Source organism: Mesorhizobium sp. LjRoot246 (genome assembly GCF_964254115.1).
Taxonomy (GTDB): Bacteria; Pseudomonadota; Alphaproteobacteria; order Rhizobiales; family Rhizobiaceae; genus Mesorhizobium.
Map to the genome: position 1 here is coordinate 661,776 of NZ_CAXUSN020000001.1, position 20,668 is coordinate 682,443.

At 63.3% G+C, this 20,668-nt stretch carries 16 protein-coding genes; 7 read left to right on the forward strand and 9 right to left on the reverse strand.

Features of this window, described 5'->3' with window-relative positions; translation table 11 throughout:
• Positions 1–49: 49 nt before the first annotated feature.
• The 4 genes from ACSQ3L_RS02995 (at position 50) to ACSQ3L_RS03010 (ending at position 4,417) form a co-directional block, all read left to right on the forward strand.
• Positions 50–979 carry a carbohydrate ABC transporter permease gene (locus ACSQ3L_RS02995; protein ID WP_436158578.1) on the forward strand — a complete coding sequence of 310 codons (930 nt, stop codon included), beginning with the start codon at positions 50–52 and terminating at the stop codon, positions 977–979.
• 223 nt (positions 980–1,202) lie between these two features.
• Complete coding sequence (locus ACSQ3L_RS03000) at positions 1,203–2,042, forward strand: carbohydrate ABC transporter permease (RefSeq protein ID WP_436158579.1); 840 nt, start codon at positions 1,203–1,205, stop codon at positions 2,040–2,042.
• An 88-nt stretch (positions 2,043–2,130) separates the two neighbouring features.
• Entirely contained in the window at positions 2,131–3,192 is a 1,062-nt protein-coding gene (locus tag ACSQ3L_RS03005; protein WP_436158580.1) for a Gfo/Idh/MocA family protein, read from the forward strand.
• A gap of 226 nt (positions 3,193–3,418) precedes the next feature.
• Positions 3,419–4,417: an ABC transporter ATP-binding protein gene (locus tag ACSQ3L_RS03010; protein ID WP_436158581.1), complete on the forward strand. Its 999-nt coding sequence runs from the start codon at positions 3,419–3,421 to the stop codon at positions 4,415–4,417.
• A 157-nt stretch (positions 4,418–4,574) separates the two neighbouring features.
• Here the strand turns inward: ACSQ3L_RS03010 and ACSQ3L_RS03015 are convergent, their stop codons facing one another.
• The 5 genes from ACSQ3L_RS03015 to ACSQ3L_RS03035 all read right to left on the reverse strand — a co-directional run bounded on the left by ACSQ3L_RS03015 (position 4,575) and on the right by ACSQ3L_RS03035 (position 11,042).
• Positions 4,575–5,420 (reverse strand): fumarylacetoacetate hydrolase family protein, encoded by an 846-nt coding sequence (locus tag ACSQ3L_RS03015; RefSeq protein ID WP_436158582.1) that lies wholly within the window; start codon positions 5,418–5,420, stop codon positions 4,575–4,577.
• A gap of 222 nt (positions 5,421–5,642) precedes the next feature.
• Positions 5,643–6,374: an SDR family oxidoreductase gene (locus tag ACSQ3L_RS03020; RefSeq protein ID WP_436158583.1), complete on the reverse strand. Its 732-nt coding sequence runs from the start codon at positions 6,372–6,374 to the stop codon at positions 5,643–5,645.
• Between the two features lie 192 nt (positions 6,375–6,566).
• On the reverse strand, positions 6,567–8,939 hold the full coding sequence (locus tag ACSQ3L_RS03025) for an aldehyde dehydrogenase family protein (protein ID WP_436158584.1): 2,373 nt from the start codon (positions 8,937–8,939) through the stop codon (positions 6,567–6,569).
• 71 nt (positions 8,940–9,010) lie between these two features.
• Complete coding sequence (deoC, locus tag ACSQ3L_RS03030) at positions 9,011–10,060, reverse strand: deoxyribose-phosphate aldolase (protein WP_436158585.1); 1,050 nt, start codon at positions 10,058–10,060, stop codon at positions 9,011–9,013.
• Between the two features lie 154 nt (positions 10,061–10,214).
• Entirely contained in the window at positions 10,215–11,042 is an 828-nt protein-coding gene (locus tag ACSQ3L_RS03035; RefSeq protein WP_436158586.1) for a ferredoxin--NADP reductase, read from the reverse strand.
• Between the two features lie 220 nt (positions 11,043–11,262).
• Between ACSQ3L_RS03035 and ACSQ3L_RS03040 the strand changes: the two genes are divergently transcribed.
• A complete protein-coding gene (locus ACSQ3L_RS03040; protein WP_436158587.1) occupies positions 11,263–13,347 on the forward strand; it encodes a hydantoinase/oxoprolinase family protein in 2,085 nt (694 codons plus the stop codon).
• 1 nt (position 13,348) lies between these two features.
• Positions 13,349–15,091, forward strand: coding sequence for a hydantoinase B/oxoprolinase family protein (locus ACSQ3L_RS03045; protein WP_436158588.1), 1,743 nt, complete (start codon positions 13,349–13,351; stop codon positions 15,089–15,091).
• A 243-nt stretch (positions 15,092–15,334) separates the two neighbouring features.
• On the opposite strand, the gene ACSQ3L_RS03050 is transcribed toward ACSQ3L_RS03045, so the two are convergent.
• Positions 15,335–17,239, reverse strand: coding sequence for a BTAD domain-containing putative transcriptional regulator (locus tag ACSQ3L_RS03050; protein ID WP_436158589.1), 1,905 nt, complete (start codon positions 17,237–17,239; stop codon positions 15,335–15,337).
• Positions 17,240–17,358: 119 nt separating this feature from the next.
• Between ACSQ3L_RS03050 and ACSQ3L_RS03055 the strand changes: the two genes are divergently transcribed.
• Complete coding sequence (locus ACSQ3L_RS03055; RefSeq protein ID WP_436158590.1) at positions 17,359–17,565, forward strand: hypothetical protein; 207 nt, start codon at positions 17,359–17,361, stop codon at positions 17,563–17,565.
• 187 nt (positions 17,566–17,752) lie between these two features.
• Here ACSQ3L_RS03055 and ACSQ3L_RS03060 read toward each other — a convergent pair whose 3' ends face one another.
• The 3 genes from ACSQ3L_RS03060 to ACSQ3L_RS03070 form a co-directional block, all read right to left on the reverse strand.
• Positions 17,753–18,409 carry a methionine ABC transporter permease gene (locus ACSQ3L_RS03060; RefSeq protein ID WP_436158591.1) on the reverse strand — a complete coding sequence of 219 codons (657 nt, stop codon included), beginning with the start codon at positions 18,407–18,409 and terminating at the stop codon, positions 17,753–17,755.
• Positions 18,390–19,487 carry a methionine ABC transporter ATP-binding protein gene (locus tag ACSQ3L_RS03065; protein WP_436158592.1) on the reverse strand — a complete coding sequence of 366 codons (1,098 nt, stop codon included), beginning with the start codon at positions 19,485–19,487 and terminating at the stop codon, positions 18,390–18,392. Before ACSQ3L_RS03065 ends, ACSQ3L_RS03060 begins: the two co-directional genes overlap by 20 nt.
• A 91-nt stretch (positions 19,488–19,578) precedes the next feature.
• Complete coding sequence (locus ACSQ3L_RS03070) at positions 19,579–20,433, reverse strand: MetQ/NlpA family lipoprotein (RefSeq protein ID WP_436158593.1); 855 nt, start codon at positions 20,431–20,433, stop codon at positions 19,579–19,581.
• Positions 20,434–20,668: the final 235 nt, after the last annotated feature.

Consider the following 20,668-nt stretch of genomic DNA (forward strand, 5'->3'; position numbering starts at 1 on the left):
CATCTAGATCGATACCCTTTGGAACCGAGAGACGGCGGGGACCGAACTCATGGCCGCAGATATCAGACCGAAAAGACCGTTCCGCTGGCACATCGGCATCTTCCTGGCGCCGGCCGTGCTCGTCTACACGGCGATCATGATCCTGCCGCTCGCCGGCACGCTGCAGCTGTCGCTGTTCCGCAACATCGAGCAGCACCAGGTCTTCGTCGGGCTGGAAAACTTCCGCATGCTGTTCGGCGACCCCAACTGGTCCGTGGGCTTCTGGAACGCGCTGAGGAACAATGTCTGGTTCTTCATCATCCACATGCTGGTGCAGAACCCGATCGGCGTCATGCTGGCCGCCCTTCTGTCCAGTCCGAAACTCAGATTCGCGGCCTTCTACCGCACGGCGATCTTCGTGCCGACCATCCTGTCCTTCGTCATCGTCGGTTTCGCCTGGAAGCTGATCCTGTCCCCGCTGTGGGGCGTGGCGCCGCATCTGATGGATCTCGTCGGCCTGAAAAGCCTGTTCACGCCGTGGCTCGGCAAGGAGCAATATGCGCTCACCGCACTCAGCCTGATCTCGGTGTGGCAGTTCGTCGGCATTCCGATGATGCTGATCTATGCCGCGCTGCTGTCGATCCCCGAAGAGGTGATCGAGGCCGCCGAATGCGACGGCATCACCGGCCTGTCGCAGTTCTGGAAGATCAAGCTGCCGCTGATCCTGCCGTCGATCGGCATCATCTCGATCCTCACCTTCGTCGGCAATTTCAACGCCTTCGACCTGATCTACACCGCCCAAGGGGCACTCGCCGGGCCGAACTATTCGACCGACATTCTCGGCACCTTCCTCTACCGCGCCTTCTTCGGCTTCCAGTTGCAGGTCGGCGACCCCAACATGGGCGCGGCGATCGCCACGATGATGTTCCTGATCATCCTCGGCGGCGTCTGCGTCTATCTCTTCCTCGTGCAGACGCGCCTGCGTCGCTACCAGTTCTGAGGGGCGAGATGTCGAGCCTGAACACCCCCCTCTGTCCTGCCGGCCATCTCCCCCTCAAGGGGGGAGATCAGATGTCGCTACTGCTTTCGCCAATCGCCGACGTTGCAAGATGGGCGGCAAGGCCAACGCAGCCAATCTCCCCCCTTGCGGGGGAGATGTCCGGCAGGACAGAGGGGGGTGCCTGGGCGCCGTTCCTTGGAAGCCTGCGTCAGGAGACCTCCCAATGAGCACCGCCACCCGTTCCGTGCCCCGCACCATCGGCGCCCACGCGATCCTGTTGACCTACACGGCGATCGCGCTGTTTCCGGTGATCCTGGTGATCATGAATTCGTTTAAATCCCGCGCGGGCATCTTCGGCGCGCCGCTGACACCGCCGACGCCCAAAACCTTCGACCTGATCGGCTACACCACCGTCATCGGCCAGGGCGACTTCATCCATTATTTCCAGAACAGCCTCGTCGTCACCGTCGCCTCGCTGTTCTTCGTGCTTTTGTTCGGCGCCATGGCCGCCTTCGCGCTGTCCGAATACCGCTTTCGCGGCAATTCGCTGATGGGCCTCTATCTGGCGCTCGGCATCATGATTCCAATCCGCCTCGGCACCGTCGCCATCCTGCAATTGATGGTGGCGAGCGGGCTGGTCAACACGCTGACGGCGCTGATCCTGGTCTACACCGCGCAAGGCCTGCCGCTTGCCGTCTTCATCCTGTCGGAATTCATGAAGCAGGTGTCCGACGATCTGAAGAATGCCGGCCGTATCGACGGGCTGTCGGAATACACCATCTTCTTCCGGCTGGTGCTGCCACTGGTACAGCCATCGATGGCAACCGTCGCCGTCTTCACCATGATCCCGATCTGGAACGATCTGTGGTTCCCGCTGATCCTGGCGCCGTCGGAAGAAACCAAGACGGTGACGCTCGGCGCGCAGCTCTTCCTCGGCCAGTTCGTCACCAATTGGAATGCCATCCTGGCCGCACTGTCGCTGGCGATCATGCCGGTGCTGATCCTCTACGTCATCTTCTCGCGGCAGCTGATCCGCGGCATCACCTCCGGAGCCGTCAAGTGAGCGGGGACCTACAAATCTCTGTTGGAGCCTTCACCCCACCCGGCGCTGCGACCTCGACGGGTGCAATTCGGATAGCTGGAGTCGCTAAGTGAGTTCGCAAACCCCACTCCGCGTTGTCGTCGCCGGCCTCGGCAATATGGGCCGCAGCCATGCGCTGGCCTATCACACCAATCCGGGCTTCCAGATAGCAGCACTCATCAACCGCTCCGACGTGCCGCTGCCGGAAGGGCTGTCGGGCTACGGCATCAGGCGCTCCTTCGATGAGACTTTGCGTGACGAAAAACCCGATGTCGCCTGCATCGCCACCTATTCGGACAGCCATGCCGATTATGCGGTGAAGGCCTTCGAGGCTGGCTGCCACGTCTTCGTCGAAAAGCCGTTGGCAACGACGGTGGCCGATGCCAAGCGCGTCGTCGCGGCCGCCAAGGCCAACGGCAAGAAACTGGTGATCGGCTACATCCTGCGCCATCACCCGTCCTGGATCAGGCTGATCGCCGAGGCGCGCAAGCTTGGCGGCCCCTACGTCTTCCGCATGAACCTCAACCAGCAATCCTCCGGCCACACCTGGGAGACGCACAAGCAGTTGATGCAGACGACGTCGCCGATCGTCGACTGCGGCGTGCATTATCTCGACGTCATGCTGCAAATCACCGACGCCAAACCGGTCGAGGTGCGCGGCATGGGCGTGCGGCTGACCGACGAGGTGGCGCCGTCGATGTACAATTACGGCCATTTGCAGGTGCTGTTCGACGACGGGTCGGTTGGTTGGTACGAAGCCGGCTGGGGGCCGATGATCTCGGAAACCGCCTTCTTCGTGAAGGACGTCATCTCGCCCAATGGCTGCGTCTCGATCGTCATGAAGGAAGGTGTGAAGTCGGACGACATTGACACCCACACCAAAACCTCGACCATCCGCCTGCACAGTGCGGCGACCAGTGCGGACGGGAAGTTCACCAAGGCCGACGAGATGCTGTCGATGGCGGGCGAACCCGGCCATCAGGACCTCTGCGACTTCGAACAGGCCTTTGTGCTGAAAGCGATCCGCGAGGATCTCGACCTCACCAAACACATGGACGACGCGGTCAAGTCGCTCGCCGTCTGCCTTGCCGCCGACGAGAGCGTGCGCAGTGGAAAGGCGGTGCGATTGTGACCAGGCAATTGTCGTCAGCGGTGGCGTTCTACGGCGCCCCCCTCTGGCCTGCCGGCCATCTCCCCCTCAAAGGGGGAGATTAGATGCCGGTCCTGTCTTCGCCAATCATTAGCGCTGCAAAGCGGCGCGAGGCCTCTAAGCTGCCGATCTCCCCCCTTGAGGGGGAGATGGCCGGCAGGCCAGAGGGGGGCGCATTCGCGCCTACATTCCAATTTGGAGGACTGCCGTGGGCTCGCTGAACATCGAGAATGTGAAGAAGGCCTTCGGGCCGGTCGAGGTGCTAAAGGGCATCAACCTCGAAGTGAACGACGGCGAGTTCGTCGTCTTCGTCGGGCCGTCCGGCTGTGGCAAGTCGACCTTGCTTCGGGTCATCGCCGGATTGGAGGATTCGACCTCGGGCCGCGTCGTGATCGACGGCGCGGATGTCTCGGCGACGCCGCCGGCCAAGCGTGGCATTGCCATGGTGTTCCAGACCTATGCGCTCTACCCGCACCTGACGGTGAAGAACAATATGGGCCTCGGCCTCAAGCAGGCCGGCACGCCGGCAGCCGAGATCGAGCGTCGTATCGGCATCGCCTCGTCGATGCTGTCGCTAGAGCCCTATCTCGAAAGAAGGCCGGCCGAACTCTCCGGCGGCCAGCGCCAGCGCGTCGCCATCGGCCGCGCCGTGGTGCGCGAGCCCAAGCTGTTTCTGTTCGACGAACCCTTGTCGAACCTCGACGCCGCTCTGCGTGTCAACACAAGGCTGGAAATCGCGCAGCTGCACCGCCGGTTGAAGGCGACAATGATCTACGTCACCCACGACCAGGTCGAGGCGATGACGCTGGCCGACAAGATCGTCGTGCTGAACGCAGGGAAAATCGAGCAGATCGGTGGCCCGATGGAGCTCTACAATTCGCCGGCAAACGAGTTCGTTGCCGGCTTCATCGGCTCGCCGAAGATGAATTTCGTCGACGGCGCCCGCCTCGACGAAACCGCCAAGACCATCGGCGTGCGGCCGGAACATTTGACCGTCGATCCGAAATCCGGCGCCTGGAAGGGCACGGTGGTGCACGCCGAGCATCTCGGCGCCGACACCAATCTCTATCTCGACTGCGAGAAGGCCGGGCTGATCACGGTGCGGATTTTCGGTGTTTATGATGCCGAGCCGGGGGCGACGCTTTATGCGACGCCGGATCCGGCGAAGACCTATCGGTTTGGTGCGGATGGGAAGGTGCTGAAGTAGGGGCTGACGGCGCAGCCCCCTCACCCAGCCTCCGCTTCGCTCGGCTGACCTCTCCCCGAGGGGAGAGGAGATTATCAGCGCCGCTCACCTCTTCTCCCCAGCGGGGAGAAGGTGGCCGCGAAGCGGCCGGATGAGGGGGCAGCGCAACCTTGCAGATTTACACGTCAGCCTTGAACGTCTGCTTCTGCTGGCCCAAGCCTTCAATGCCCAATTCCACCACATCGCCGGCCTTCAAGAACACCGGCGGCTTCATGCCGAGGCCGACGCCGGGTGGCGTGCCGGTGGAGATGATGTCGCCGGGGTGCAGCGACATGAACTGGCTGAGGTAGGAAACCAGATAGGCGACGCCATAGACCATGGTCTTGGTCGAGCCGTTCTGCATCGTCTTGCCGTTGACCGTCAGCCACATTTTGAGGTTCTGCGGGTCGGCTACCTCGTCCTTGGTCACCAGCCATGGGCCGGTCGGGCCGAACGTGTCGCAGGACTTGCCCTTGGTCCACTGGCCCTGTCGCTCGGCCTGGAAGGCGCGTTCGGAGACGTCGTGGGCAACGCTATAGCCGGCGACATAGTCGAGTGCGTCGGCCTCGCTGACATATTTCGCCGTCTTGCCGATGATCACGGCCAGCTCGACTTCCCAGTCGGTCTTCTCCGAGCCGCGCGGGATCAGCACGTCGTCGTCCGGCCCGACAATGGCCGAGCTTGCCTTCATGAAGATGATCGGCTCTGGCGGCACGGTGGCGCCGGTTTCGGCGGCGTGGTCTGAATAGTTGAGGCCGATGCAGATGAACTTGCCGGTGCCGGTAACGCAGGCGCCGAGGCGCGGTTTGCCGGAAACCGCCGGCAGCGACTTCGGATCGAGCTTGGCCAGTGCTGCCAGCGATGCCGGATCGAGGGCCTTGCCGCCGATGTCGGTGACGTGAGCGGACAGATCACGGATCGTTCCATCCGCATCGAGCAGGCCGGGACGTTCGCTCCCCACCTCGCCATAGCGCAGCAGTTTCATTTAAATCCTTCTCCTGATTGCGGCCTCGTGGCCTTTTGCAAACTTTCCGCCGGGGCGATTGCTCCTTCGAGGAACCGGCGGACCCTACTCATCGACCTCATCCCGGACAAGCGTGGTTACCCTACAAGGCAGAAGGGGAGCGGGATTTTCAGACTCTTCGATCCCCTCTGCCGGGAAAGGATCCGATCATCCCGCTCGCACGAGATCATTCCGACCCGGCGATCAGATCGACCAACCGCCGTCGATATTGTAGGCCTGTCCGGACGTATAGGTGGCGCCGGCCAGATAGACGGCGAGATCGGCGATTTCCTCCGGCGTGCCGAGCCGGCCCATCGGCTGGCGTGCGATGAAGGCGGCGCGGGCGGCATCGTAGTCGCCTTGCGCATGCATGCGGTCCTGAAGCGACGGGCTCTCGACCGTGCCCGGACAAATGGCGTTGCAGCGTATGCCCTTGCCGACATAGTCGGCGGCGATCGCCTTGGTCAGGCCGATGACGGCGGCCTTGGTCAGGCCGTAGACGAAGCGGTTGGGCACGCCCTTGGTCGAACTGGCCAGCGACGCCATGTTGATGATCGATCCGTCGCCGCGTTCCAGCATGCCAGGCAGCACCGCTCGGCTGGTGCGGATCATGGCACGGACATTGAGGTTCAGCGCGAAATCGAGATCGCCGTCCTTCATCTCGAGGATCGAGCCCGAATGGACGAAGCCGGCGCAATTGAACAGCACATCGACGACACCGATCTCGGCAAAGGCGGCGTTGACGGCCTCGTCGTTGAGCACGTCCAGCTTGCGGGTCTTGATGCCTGATGTTTTGGCGAGTTCCGCCAGCAGCGTCTCGTTGATGTCGGTGGCGTGGACGACAGCGCCTGCCTCGGCGAAGGCCAGCGCGCTCGCTCTGCCGATGCCTTGCGCCGCCGCCGTGACGACTACGACCTTGCCTGCCAGATCCGCCATGCTGTTTCTCCTCGTCCCGCCTGGGTCATCCGCATCTACCGGCGGCTGGCCAAGGCGTCATGTGCCAGTCAAGCGCGATCATGCGGCCTGCGCCGTTGCCAGTTCACAGATAAAAATGTTTTTTCTCGTTAAAGAACATAAGTCCGGGCGTCAAGTCCGAACACCCATCACGAGCGCGATAGCCATTTGGGCTCAATCGCCGTAGGGCACCCAGACATTCTTGACCTCGACGGTCCGGCGCAAGAAGGCGTCGCCGGCGGCCTCGTCGGACGCCCAGTCGAGGCCGCGGCCATTGCCGCTCCAGACGCGCTTGAGGTTGCCGATGGACTCGGCTTCCGCCTTCGCGCAGGTCTCGGCATCGGCGAACACCCAGAGCCCGTCGACATCGTCATGCTTGGCCAGCACGCCGGCAAGTTCGGCGCTGCGACCGGTGACGATGTTGATGGCGCCGGCCGGAATGTCGGAATATTCGATGACCTGGTAGAGATCGGTGGCCAGCAGCGGATAGCGTTCCGACGGCACCGCGACCACCGTGTTGCCCATGGCCAGCGCCGGTGCGACCAGCGAGATCAGGCCAAGCAGCGGCGAGGCATCGGGTGCTACGATGCCGACAACGCCGACCGGCTCGTGCAGCGCCAGTGTCACGGCACGCGCCGGTGGCTGGTGCACGCGGCCCTCGAACTTGTCGGCAAGGCCGGCATAGAGGAAGAGGCGCTCTATGGACTGTTCCACTTCTTCCCGTGCGGCCTTGGCTGTGACGCCTGTGAGCTGGACAAGACGTGCCGAGAATTCGTCGGCGCGGCCGGAAAGATTTTCGGCCAGATAATAGAGCACCTGGGACCTGTTATAGGCGGTCGCCTCCGGCCAACCCTTGCAAGCGCGGGCGGCAGAGACGGCATCGCGGATATCCTTGCGGCTGCCAAGACCGACCTCGCCGGCAAGCTTGCCCTTCGCAGTGGGGACGGCAATCGAATAGTTGCCGTCCGGCCGTACCTGCTTGCCGCCGATGAACAACTTTGCCGTGCGGTCGATTGCTGAGCCGTCGGCCTGCTCGACGGGCTGCGCCGAGATCGTCGCCGGCTTGATGACCGGGCCGAGCGGCAGCTTCGCCGCGAGATATTCGAACATGCCCTCGCGCCCGCCCTCACGGCCGAAACCGCTCTCGCGGTAGCCGCCGAAGCCACAGGCGGCGTCGAACATGTTGGTGCCGTTGACCCAGACCACGCCGGCCTTCAATTGCGGCGCGACATGAAGAGCAAGGTTGATGTTCTCGCTCCACACCGAGGCGGCGAGGCCATAGCGCGTGTTGTTGGCGAGTTCGATCGCTTCCTCGGTGTTGCGGAAGGTCATGGTCGCCAGAACGGGGCCGAACACCTCTTCCTGCGCCAAGATATTAGCCGGCGAAACACCGGTGGCGAGCGTCGGCAGATGATAGTAGCCGGAGGACGGGAGTGCCGCGTCCGGCTGCCAGCAGATGGCGCCCTGTCTGGCGCCTTCGGCCACCAGACCCTTGACCCGGTCAAGCTGAGTCAAGTCGACCAGCGGGCCGATATCGGTGTTCTTGTCGAGCGGGCTGCCGACGCGCAGCCGGCTCATCCGCGTCTTGACCTTGGCGATCAGGGCATCGGCGATGCCTTCCTGCACCAGCAGTCGCGAACCGGCGCAGCAGACCTGACCCTGGTTGAACCAGATGCCGTCGACCAGGCCTTCGACCGCGCTGTCGAGATCGGCATCCTCGAAGACGATGAAAGCGGACTTGCCGCCGAGTTCCAACGACAATTTCTTGCCCGAGCCGGCCGTGGCTTTCCGGATGATCTTGCCGACCTCGGAAGAACCGGTGAAGGCGATCTTCTGGACGCCGGGATGGTTGACGATGGCGACGCCCGCTTCAGGCCCGCCCTGGACGATATTGACGACGCCTTTCGGCACGCCGGCGCGTTCGCAGATCTCGGCGAACAGGATTGATGTCAGCGGCGTGAACTCGGCCGGCTTCAGCACGACGGTGCAGCCGGCAGCGAGCGCCGGCGCGATTTTCCAGGCCAGCATCAGCAGCGGGAAATTCCACGGGATGATCTGGCCGACGACGCCGACACCCTTGTGGCCGGGGAAATCCTTGTCCATTGCCTGAGCCCAGCCAGCATGATGGATGAAATGGCGGATCGCCAGCGGCACGTCGATATCGCGGCTTTCGCGGATCGGCTTGCCATTGTCGATTGTCTCAAGCACCGCGAACAGGCGCTGATGCCGCTGCATGGCGCGGCCTATGGCATAAAGCACCTTGGCGCGCTGATAGCCTGAGGCTGCCGACCACTTCGGCAGCGCCTTGGCGGCGGCCGCAACCGCCGCATCGATGTCGGCGGCACTGGCGTCGGACAATTTCGCCAGCAGCTTGCCGGATGAAGGCTCACTGGTCTCGAACGTCTTGCCGCCGGACGCTGCTTTCCAGGCACCGTCGATGAATAGAGCCTTGGAAAAGTCGCGCGCGGCAAGCCACGCATCGGCCTCGTTGCGGGCTTCCGGCGCCGGGCCGTACTCCATGGCGTGATAACGGTCGAGAATGTTCATTGGGCGCCTCCTTCACCCTCCCACTTGTGGGGAGGGTCGATCGGCATGGCCGATCGGGGTGAGTAGATCTCTCAAGCCATCGCGTGGCGATGATTGGCCGAATAGTGACCGGTCAGATGGTGCTCGAGCTGGCGCTCGATGTCGGTGAGCAAGCTCGACGCACCGAAGCGGAACAGCTCGGGCTCCAGCCACGGCCGGCCGAGCTCTTCCTTCATCAGCACAAGCCAGTCGAGCGAGGCTTTCGCGGTCGAAATGCCGCCGGCCGGCTTGAAGCCGATGAGATAGCCGGTTTCCTCGAAATAGGCCCTGATGGCGCGCACCATGGCGAGGCCGACGGGCAGCGTCGCATTGACGCTTTCCTTGCCGGTCGAAGTCTTGATGAAATCCGCGCCCGCCATCATCGCCACCATCGAGGCCAGCATGACGTTGCGCAGCGTGGCGAGGTCGCCGGTGCCGAGGATGACCTTCAGATGCGCGTCACCGCAGGCGGCGCGCATTGAGACGATCTCGTTGTAAAGCTCCCGCCATTTGGCTGCGAATACCAGCCCGCGCGGAATGACGACGTCGATCTCGTCGGCACCGTCGCGCACCGAGGCCTCGATCTCCTGCAGGCGCGTCGACAACGGCGCAAGGCCGTGCGGAAAGGCGGTGGAGACGGCGGCGACATGGATGCCGGTGCCGCGCACGGCATCGACGGCGGTGGCGACGAAGGGATGATAGACGCAGACCGCGGCCGGGCGGATGGTCTCGCCAGCTATGCCGAGGCCCTCGACGATGTCGCGGCGGAACGGATTGATCGCCTTGGCGCAGAGCCGGCGCACGCGTTCCTCGGTGTCGTTGGAATTCAGCGTCGTCAAATCCATGCAGGCGACGGCGCGCAACAGCCAGGCCGCCTGGTTGTCGGCCTTGATCGAGCGCCGCTTGGTCAGGCTGGCGACGCGGCGCTCCAGCGCCGAGCGGTTGACGCTGCGCACCGATTCCATGAAGCCGAGGTCGAGCTTCATGCCCGGATTGCGCGCGATCCGATGGTCCGGTGGAACGGCTGCGTTGGCGGCGGCGCGCGAGGGTAGAGGCGTCACCTTGGACGAGCCGACATCGGCTTCGCGGATTGTGCTGCTCATCTCCTGCCCTTTCATTCAGCGACGTGTGCCGAAGATAGCCCGCGAAGTCGTACTTCACGAGTCCTTAGGGCGCTCTTAGCTGAAAAAGGCTGCGAAAGCAGCTTGTTTTTTGACCGAAAGGTCAAAACCCGACTTCTGAGCGGAGGCGAAGGCCTCAGCCGACGAAGGCGCGCTCGACCACGAAAGTCGCCGGATGGCTGAGCGAGCCTTCCTCGAAGCCGAGGCTTTCGGCCAGCTCCTTGACGTCCTTCAGCATGTGCATCGAGCCGCAGATCATGATGCGGTCGCTCTCGGGATTGAGCTTGTCGATGCCGAGATCGCTGTAGAACTTGCCGGAGCCGATCAGCGCGGTGATGCGGCCCATGCGCACCGACTCTTCGCGAGTCGTGGAGTTGTAGAGCGTGACGCGGCCGCCGGTCAGCTCGCCGATCAGCGGATCACTTTCGAGCGCCGCGACCAGTTCCTGGCCGTAGGTCAGTTCGGCATTGTCGCGGCAGGTATGGGTCAGGATCACCTGCTCGAACTTCTCATAGGTGTCGGGATCGCGCAGCAGGCTGGCGAAGGGCGCGATGCCGGTGCCGGTCGAGATCATGAACAGCCGCATGGCCGGGGTCAGCGCGTCGACCACCAGAGTGCCGGTCGACTTCTGGCGCATGATGACGGTGTCGCCGACCTGGATCTTCTGCAGTTCCGAGGTCAGCGGGCCGTCCGGCACCTTGATCGAGAAGAATTCCAGCTCCTCGTCCCAGGCCGGGCTCGCTACGGAATAGGCGCGATACACCGGCTTCTCGGCATTGGGCAGGCCGATCATGACGAACTCGCCGGAGCGGAAGTGCAGCGACTGCGGACGGGTGATGCGGAACGAGAACAGCCGGTCGGTGTAGTGCTTCACCGAGACGACGGTTTCGGCATAGACGTTAGCCGGAATCGGGAATTGCAGCGGGCGGGCGCCGATGGTGTTGAGAGCGGATGTGGTGTTCATCAAATCCAACCTTCTGGCCCAGCTGCGGATGCGGGCGCCAAACTTTCACCTGCGCGCTCGAACCATTCAGGTCCCAGCGTGCTGTCCGCACACTCCAAAGCGGGAAGCTCTTGTGTCGGGAATTTATTAGTATACAAACGATATTTGCGTCAAGGTGCTACCTTAAAACAGCTTTCCAAACTGACATATATCCGTAGTTCGCGCATTTCGGGTTTCGACGATGAAAGAGAATTTTTCGGCGCAAGCGCGCAATTCCTCGGGAAATGTCGTCGCCGGTATCGATGTCGGCGGCACTTTCACCGACCTGCTCCTGATCGATGGACGCGACGGTGGCCGGGTGTATCTGGCCAAGACTCCGACCACGGTCGACAACCAGGCCTTCGGTGTCGTTTCGGCACTCGGCGCCACCGAATTTCCGATCGACGGCATCGACCTCATCGTGCATGGCACGACCACCACCACCAATGCGGTGCTCGAACGCCGGCTGGCCAAAACCGGCATGATCACCACGCGCGGCTTTCGCGACGTGATCGAGCTTGGCCGGCGCACGCGGCCGCAGGCCTATGGCATGACCGGCAGCTTCGTGCCGATCATCCCGCGCAATCTCAGGCTCGAAGTCTCGGAGCGTGTCGAAGCGTCGGGCGCCATACGCACGCCGCTCGACGAGGCCGAAATGCGAGACGCCGTGAAGACGCTGATCGCGGCCGGTTGCGAATCCCTCGTCATCCATTTCCTGCATTCCTACGCCAACCCGGCACATGAGCGGCGTGCGGCCGAAATCGCCGCCGAGCTCTGGCCGAACGGCTACATCACGGTAGGCCACGCACTGCTGTCGGAAGCGCGCGAATTCGAGCGCGGCGTCACTGCCTCGGTCAACGCCTCCGTGCAGCCGATCCTAGAGCGCTACGTCGAGCGGCTACGCACGGAATTGGGCGCAAAAGGCTATGCCCGCGACTTCCTGATCATGAACGGCAATGGCGGCATGATCTCGGCCCGTTTCGTCACACGTGAATCGGCCAAGACGGTGATGTCCGGTCCGGCCTCCGGCGTTATCGCCGCCGCCTATACCGGAAAGCGCGCCGGCTTCGAAAACCTCGTCACCTACGACATGGGCGGCACCTCGACCGACGTGGCGCTGATCCGCAACGCCGAGCCGGCTGTCTCGAATGAGATCGAGATCGAATATGCGATGCCGATTCATGTGCCGATGGTAGCGGTGCACACGGTTGGCGCCGGCGGCGGCTCGATCGCCCGTGTCGATGCCGCCGGCCTGATCCAGATCGGCCCGGAAAGTGCGGGCGCCAATCCCGGCCCGATCTGTTACGGGCGCGGAGGTCTGGAGCCGACCATCACCGACGCCAATCTGGTGCTTGGCCGGCTGGCGCCGAAGAAGCTGCTGGCGGTCGAAAACCCGGTCACATCAGAGCGCGTTACCGGCATTTTCGAGGAGAAGATCGGCAAGGCGACAGGCCTGTCCGGTGTCGAGGCGGCGGGTGCGGTGCTGCGGCTCGGCAACATGAAGATGGCCGGCGCTATCCGCATGGTCTCGGTGTCGCGCGGCCATGATCCGCGCGATTTCGCGCTGTTCGCCTTCGGCGGCGCCGGTCCGCTGCATGCCACGGCGCTGGCGCGCGAGCTTGGCCTGCCCAAAGTGCTGGTGCCGGCGCGGCCCGGCATCACCAACGCGCTCGGCTGCGTCGTCGCCGATCTGCGCCACGACTTCGTCAACACCATCAATCAGCCGGTCGCAATACTCGATGAAGCCCAGCTTCACGCTGTATTGGAACGGCACCGAAACGAAGGCAAGGAGCTGATCGGCAAGGAAGCGGTGAAGCCGGAGACGATCCGCGTCACGCATTCCGCCGACATGCAGTTCGTCGGCCAGACCCACATCATCAACGTGCCGCTGCCATCGTCTTCGGTGACGCGGGCAACGCTGCAGCAGCTTTTCGAAAAGGCCTACTTCGCCCGCTTCAAGGTCGAGCTGCCCGAAATCCGCGCCAACCTCGTTAACCTCAACACTTCGGTGACTGGCGTGCGCCCGGCGATCGACCTGTTCCAGCTGATCGACCCGGCGGGGCGCGCGACAACGCTCGACGAGGCGCGGCGCGAAATCCGGCCGGTCTGGTACAGCGGACGCTGGCACGACACGCCGGTATACGCACGCGAAAAACTGCCGCTCGACGCAATCATCGAAGGCCCGGCGATCCTCGAACAGATGGACGCCACCACCGTGCTCGAACCCGGCGACCGCGCACGCTGCGACGCCGACGGCAACATCATCATCGACATCGGCGAGGCCTGAGATGCAAAAGCTCGACGCCATCACCCTTTCGGTCCTCCAAGCGGCCCTGCAGCAGGTCTGCGACGAGATGGACCTTACTTTCTCTCGCGCCGCTTTCTCGCCTGTCATCGCCGAGGCCAACGACCGTTCCGACGGCATCTATTCGGCCGTCGATGGTTCCCTGATCGCACAAGGCAGCCAAGGCCTGCCGGTGTTCGTCGGCGTCATGCAATATTCGACCAGGACGGTGATCGAGATGATCGCCGACGGCCGCTGCCTGGCCCCCGAGCCGGGCGACATCTACATCGTCAACGACCCCTACCTCGGCGGCACGCATCTGATGGATGTGCGCTTCGCCATGCCGATCTACCGCAATGGCAAGATTTTCTGCTGGCTGTCCAACACCGGCCACTGGCCCGACATTGGCGGCTCGGTGCCGGGCGGGTTTTCCGCTTCGGCGACGGCGGTCGAGCAGGAAGGCCTGCGGCTGCCGCCGGTCAAATTGTTCAAGAAGGGCGTGCTTGATCCGGAGATCTACGCCATCATCTGCTCCAACATCCGCGTTGCCGACCAGCGCATCGGCGACATCAGGGCGCAAGCAGCGGCACTGCTGATCGGCCAGGACCGGCTCAACGGAATCCTGGATCGTTACGGTGACGAAACTGTTGTCGAGGCGATCGCCGAACTGCGTCGCCGCGCCGCCGAGCAGATGCGCGCCAACATAGCGGCCATTCCAGACGGCACCTACCGTTCCAAAGCTTTTGTCGATTCCGACGGAGTGGTCAACGAGCCGCTGACCATAGCGCTCGCCGTCGACAAGCAGGGCGATACGCTGACCTTCGATTTCACCGGCTCGTCGAAGCCCTGCGCCGGACCGATGAACAGCGTGCTGGCGACGACCCTGTCCTCGGTCTATCTCGCCATGCGCCACATTTTCCCCGATGTGCCGATCAGTGCCGGCGCTTTCGAGCCGCTGATCGTCAAGCGTCCGGAAGGCACTTTCCTCGACGCCAAATATCCGCGCCCCGTCTCGGGCTGCGCGGCGGAAGTGTCGCAGCGCATCGCCGAGGCGGTGTTCGCGGCGATGGTTCAGGCGCTGCCGGAGAAGGTGACGGCGGCCCCCGCCGGCTCTAGCGGCAATTTCGCGCTCGGCGGCAACGATCCGGCGCGCGGCCGCGATTACGTCATGTACCAGATCTCCGGTGGCGGCTATGGCGGCAATTCAGGCCATGACGGCCTGACCAATGGCTGCTCGACCATCGGCATCTCCAAGTCGCCACCGGTCGAGATCATGGAACAGGCATTCCCGGTGCTCTACCGACACTACGCCCTGCGCGAAGGCTCCGGCGGCGCCGGCAAGCATCGCGGCGGTTTCGGCCTCGCCTACGAGGTCGAGATCCTGCGCGGCGATGCTCGCGCCTCCTTCGTCATGGACCACGGCCGTTTCGGCCCGCAAGGCGCGCTCGGCGGCAGCGATGGCGCCGTCAACACCGTCACCGTCTTCCGCAACGGCGAGGAACATGTGCCGCCGCACCTCTCCAAGGAGCAGGATATCGCGCTGAAGGCCGGCGACCGCGTGCGCGTCGGCACGCCGGGCGGCGGCGGCTACGGCGATCCGCGTGAGCGGGACGCCGATCAAGTGCAGCGCGACGTGGCGCTAGGATATTATACGCCGGAGGAAGCCAGCGAAAAGTTTGGCGTTGTCCTCTCACCAGGGGAGTTGGCCGTCGACCGCGCGGCGACTGACAAGCAGCGCGCCGGCTAACTCTGCCAGTTGCACGGCTTGATCCGCTCGCCGCGCCGTGATCGCCGCAGCGCATGGACGACCTCACCGTGTTCCGGCTGGGGCCGAAGCATTTCATGCTAAGTGACCGGCTCCGTCAACCGCCTGACACCGCGATTGGCACCGAGTTCAGCATCGAGATCGACGGCAAGCCGACCCGCGCGGGGCCAGGCTATGCGGTTAGCACGGCCTCTCGTACCGAACATCGTCGCGGAAGGCTGATATTCATCCATCGGGTATGCCGACAGCAAGCAAGTCTCTCCGAAGATCCTCCAGGATTTTCGGGTTGCGATACGGATCGATCAAGATGGTGCTTACGGTCGCACCGGGCCTTGCCGCCAGACACTGTCTGGCAGCGTTAGCGGCGAGTTGCTCGTCACCCATTCTCCAATGACAGACCGCTAGAAACGCATGTGCCCAAAATGCATAGGAATTGAGATTCCGGTAGGAAGCTATCGCCTCAGGATACCGTCCGAGAACCAGGAGAACCTGTCCGCGTAGATCCCAGAACCAATCGTAATTTAGGGGGTCACGGGCGATACAGACGTCCAGATCGGCCAAAGCTTCCTCATGCCGACCGAGATAGCTCCAGCACAAGCCCCGTATCGCTCTCGCTCGGCTTTCGTTCGGATTGAGATTCACAGCCTGTTCGAGATGGAGCAGCGCCTCGTCCAACTGACCCGTGAAGATGAGCGCATGACCCATCGCCATATGGCTCCATACCTGTTTCGGTCCAAGTTTCAGAGCACGGCGACCGTGGGCGAGAGCGGTCTTGAGCGTGTCTCCGTCCCCCTCAAGCAGCCATTTGGCCGTGAGTACGATCGCCATCATTGCATGGGTCGTGGCGACGGTCGGGTCGAGTTCAATCGCTCTGACAAGATAGGGCTCTGCTTCCAGCACGGTGTCGTAGCGAGTCATGCGGACACGAGCCTGGAGATACAGATCGTAGGCATCGAGCTGGGAGATGGGAAGGCGCCGGATTTTCTCAACGGCCGAAGTTCGGATCGTGCCGACAACGGTGATCGCGACACTTCTGGCGATCTCGTCCTGGAGTTCAAAAATATCCGTCAGCTCGCGATCAAATCGATCGGCCCAGATTTGATTGCCGGATCTGGCCTCCACGAGTTGCGACGAGATCCTGACCCTGTTTCCCGCACGGCGGATGCTGCCCTGAAGCAGGTAATCGACGGACAACTGCTTCGCGATGGTGGCAGCGTCAGCAAGCCTGTCCTTGAGAACAAGGGAGGAATTGCGGGCTATGAGACGAAGTTCCCCAAATCGGCCCAGTTCGGTGATGATGTCCTCGGTGATCCCGTCACTGAAATACGCCTGGCTGGGGTCGCCGCTCATATTCTCGAACGGAAGAACTGCAATGACGGGCCTGTGGCTTGATGCGTCGCCAGTTTGCGGCTTGGACAGCTCGTCGATGGTCTGCCGCAATAGCTGAAGCTCGTCACCGGGCTTCAGGTTCAGTTCGCGCTGCAGCAACAGCTTGCACGCCTCATACTGCTTGATGGCGAGAGCGGTCTGACCCAGGGCGATATGTGCCTGCATCAGTGCGACATGCGATGGCTCTCGCAGCGGATCGAGAGCAACCAGCCGTTCGGCAATGGCAACACGCTCGGTGCCGCTCACCGATTCAGCCAGGCGCTGGAACAGATCGATCGCGCGCAAGGACAGGTCGGTGCGGACTTCACGCAGCCAATCCTCGAAAGCGTTGTCGGACGTGCTCAACCCATCAAGAAAAGGTCCGGTATAGAGGGTGGCGGCCTGTCGAAGCTCGGCCACGTCACGGCTCCCGCTTACAGTCACGAATTCCACCACGTCGATGGTGAAGAATTTCGGATTGAGCGCGATACGATCCCCGATCAGGGCCAGGGCATCGGTTTCCAGTTCGGCAAAGCCCTTGCGGATAGCGGCCAGGGCCTGCCGCAGACTGTCCCTTGCCTGGTCCTCACCTCGATCGCTCCAGAGAAGAGCAGCCAGCTTATAACGCGTCGCCTCCTGGTTCGGCGCTACGGCGAGAATGCCCAGAAGTGCCCTATTCTTCTTGGCGGGCACCTCCAACGTTTTCCCCTGCGGGAACGTCAGGTGAAAACCACCCAGGAGATCGAGCCGCGCCAAGCTCATCGCGGTTTGCTCGGAATTTCTGTTTTTTCCGCGATTTTCACGAGGCTTTTCACAGCCGTCTCACGCCCCGAATTCGATGGTGCCTCTCGCAACTAAACAACATCTGAGAGGAAACACCAATGTCAGTCGTCACAGAGGTTCTGGGAAAGGCAGGCGAGGCCCTCAAGAAGAAACCGCTGAAGTGGCCGAAGTTCCGTCTGGGCCGGTTCCTGTACGACATAACAGAGGCATACGCCTCCGCCACCTGGAAGGCCTACGGCGCGGCGACCGGCCTCGGGGAGAATACTCCCGAGCATCGCCCCGACGACGACGTCGGCAATTACTGAACTTTTCGCCCCAGCGTCGCGACGCGGGTGTTACGTCCCGGAACGCATGCGTTGGTGATTGGCGGAAACCCCCTGTGCTTCGTCATCCTCGGGTCTCCGCGACGCCGCTTCGCGGCTGCTCCGCCGTGGATGACGAAGGCGGGGAGGCCTCGGCCGATCCGACGCGGCGGCGCGATGAGCCGGCTTATCACCCTCGCCGATCCAGCCGCGCCACCAGCCTGTCCCCCACCCATTGAATGCCGCAGACCAGGATGATCAGCACGATGACCACGGCGATCATCACCGACGTCTCGAAACGCTGGTAGCCGTAGCGGATGGCGAGGTCGCCGAGGCCGCCGGCACCGATGGCGCCGGCCATGGCCGAGGCGCCGATCAGCGTCACCAGCGTCACCGTGAAGCCGGCGACGATGCCGGGCAGCGCTTCGGGCACCAGCACCTCGCGGATGATGGTCCAGCGGTTGCCGCCCATGGCGCGCGCCGCTTCGATCAGGCCGTGGTCGACCTCGCGCAGCGACACTTCGGCGATGCGCGCATAATAGGGCGTGGCGGCGATCGACAGCGGCACGATGGCCGCCCATGTGCCGATCGAGGTGCCGACGATGAGCCGCGTCACCGGGATCAGCGCCACCAGAAGGATGATGAAGGGCACCGAGCGGAAGCCGTTGATGACGGCGCCGAGCGCGCGGTTCACCCACGGGCTTTCAGCAATGCCACCGCGTTCGGTGGCGATCAGCGCCAGGCCGAGCGGCAGGCCGAAGACCAGCGAGATGAAGCCGGAAGCGGCCGTCATCAGCACCGTCTCCCAGATCGAACGCAGCAGAAGTTCAAACAGGATTGGCGACATGGCCAAGCACCTCCACCCGCGCCTGGCGGGCCTTCAGGAATGTGATGATTTCAGCGAGATGATTTGCATCGCTGCCTGGAACAGACAGGAACAGCGTGCCAACTGGCTGCTGCTGGATATGGTCGATGCCGCCATGGACGAGGCGGAAGGCACCCGGAACCGCCGTGATAAGGTCGGACAACAGCGGGCCGCTTGCCGCCTCGCCGGCCACGTCGACGCGCAGGATCGTTTCCGCACCGGCCGCCGGCAGCAGCCGGGCTGCCAGCTCGGCCGGCAGCTGCGGCCTGATGGCGCCGAGCAGGCTGCGTGTGATCTCCGAGCGCGGATCGGCGAACACCGACCAGACCGGCCCTTGCTCGACGATGCGTCCGGCATCGATCACCGCCACCCGGTCGGCGATCGAGCGGATCACCTCCATCTCATGGGTGATCAAAAGGATGGTCAGGCCAAGCTGCCGGTTGATGTCCTTGAGCAGTGCAAGGATCGACCGCGTCGTCTCCGGGTCGAGCGCCGAGGTGGCTTCGTCCGACAAAAGCAGCGCCGGCCGCGCTGCAAGCGCCCGGGCGATGCCGACGCGCTGTTTCTGGCCGCCCGACAGCGACGCCGGATAGGCTTTGGCTTTCTCCGACAGGCCGACGAGATCGAGCAGTTCGGCTGCACGTGCCAGCCGCTCCGCCTTCGGGCGGCCCTCGATCTTCAGCGGCAGCGCCACATTGTCCTCGACGGTCTTGGCCGACAGCAGGTTGAAATGCTGGAAGATCATGCCGATGCGCCGCCGCAATGGCTGCAGGTCGCGCTCGCCGAGCCGGCTGATCTCGCGGCCTTCGATGAACACCTCGCCGGAATCGGGCCGTTCCAGGCCGTTCAGGCTGCGGATCAGCGTCGACTTGCCGGCGCCGCTGCGCCCGATGATGCCGAGGATCTCGCCCTTGCGCACGGTCAGCGAGACGCCGTCGAGCGCCGCCGTCACGCCGAAGCGGCGCTTCAGGTCGACAAGGCGCACAACGTCCTGAGACGCGCCGGGTCGGGCCTGTGTCGGATCGGCGGTGTCCCCGGATGCCATGATATGCTGGTTCATGAATGTTCCTGTTCCCGAAAATGCAAGCGCGGTCCGCGCCTGGGCGCGGACCGCTGTTGCTCTCGAACCGGGCTTCCGGCCGAGGATCGGATCAATAGGCGCTGAGGCCGGTGCCCTTGTAGACCTTGTCGAACTCGGCCTTCACCGCCTCGTTCTGATAGGACGCGACCAGCGTCTTCACCCAGGCCTCGTTCTCGCTGCCGACCTTCACCGCGATGAAGTTTCGGTATGGATTGTCGGCGATGGGCTCCTGCGCGATGCGGTTTTCCGGCGTCAGGCCGCTTTTCAGCGCCCAGTCGGTGTTGACCACGGCCGCGTCGAGATCCTCGACCGAGCGGCCGACGATGCCGGCGTCGAGCTCCTTGATCACCACCTTCTTGGCGTTCTCGGCGATGTCGGCGGTGGTGGCCAGAATGCCGGTGCCGTCCTTCAACTTGATCACGCCCTCGTTCTGCAGCACGCGCAGCGCCCGGCCTTCATTGGACGGGTCGTTCGGCACGCCGATGACCGCGCCTTCGGGCAGGTCGGCAACCTTGGTGTATTTCTTGGAGTAGAGGCCGATCGGCCAGACGCCGGTATAGCCGACACGCGCGATGTGATAGCCCTGGGTCTTGATCTGGTTGTCGAGATAGGGCTGGTGCTGGAAGGCGTTGGCGTCGATTTCGCCGCGCTCGAGCGCCTCGTTGGGCTGGGTGTAGTCGTTGAACACCACGGTCTCGATGGCGAGGCCCTTTTCGGCGGCTTGCGCGACGACGACGCGCCAGACATCCTCGTCCTCGCCGCTGATGATGCCGACCTTGATCGCCTTCTTGTCTTCGGCGAACGACGCGCTAGGCGCCATCAGGCTGCCGATAGCGACCGCCGATGCGAACAGCAGAGCAAGGCCGCTGCGCCGGTTGAGAGTTGACTCGGGGGAAGATGGCAAAGTGTTCTTGACGTCGGACATGATTGATCTCTGCGGTTGTGAAGTCATGGCAGCCAGGCGGATTGCCTAGCCTTGGTCACATCCTCAGAAATTCTATCGATTATATCAAAGAACGCGTTTCGCCGTTCTCGGCTAAGCCGGGAATATTCTCTCAAAAATTTGAAGAGCGTGAGCAAAAGCCGCCGCTTGACCGGCCACCGTGGGTCGGGGTCCGATCTTGTGCGCCTCGGCAGGGCGATCAGAGTCAGAAAGAATC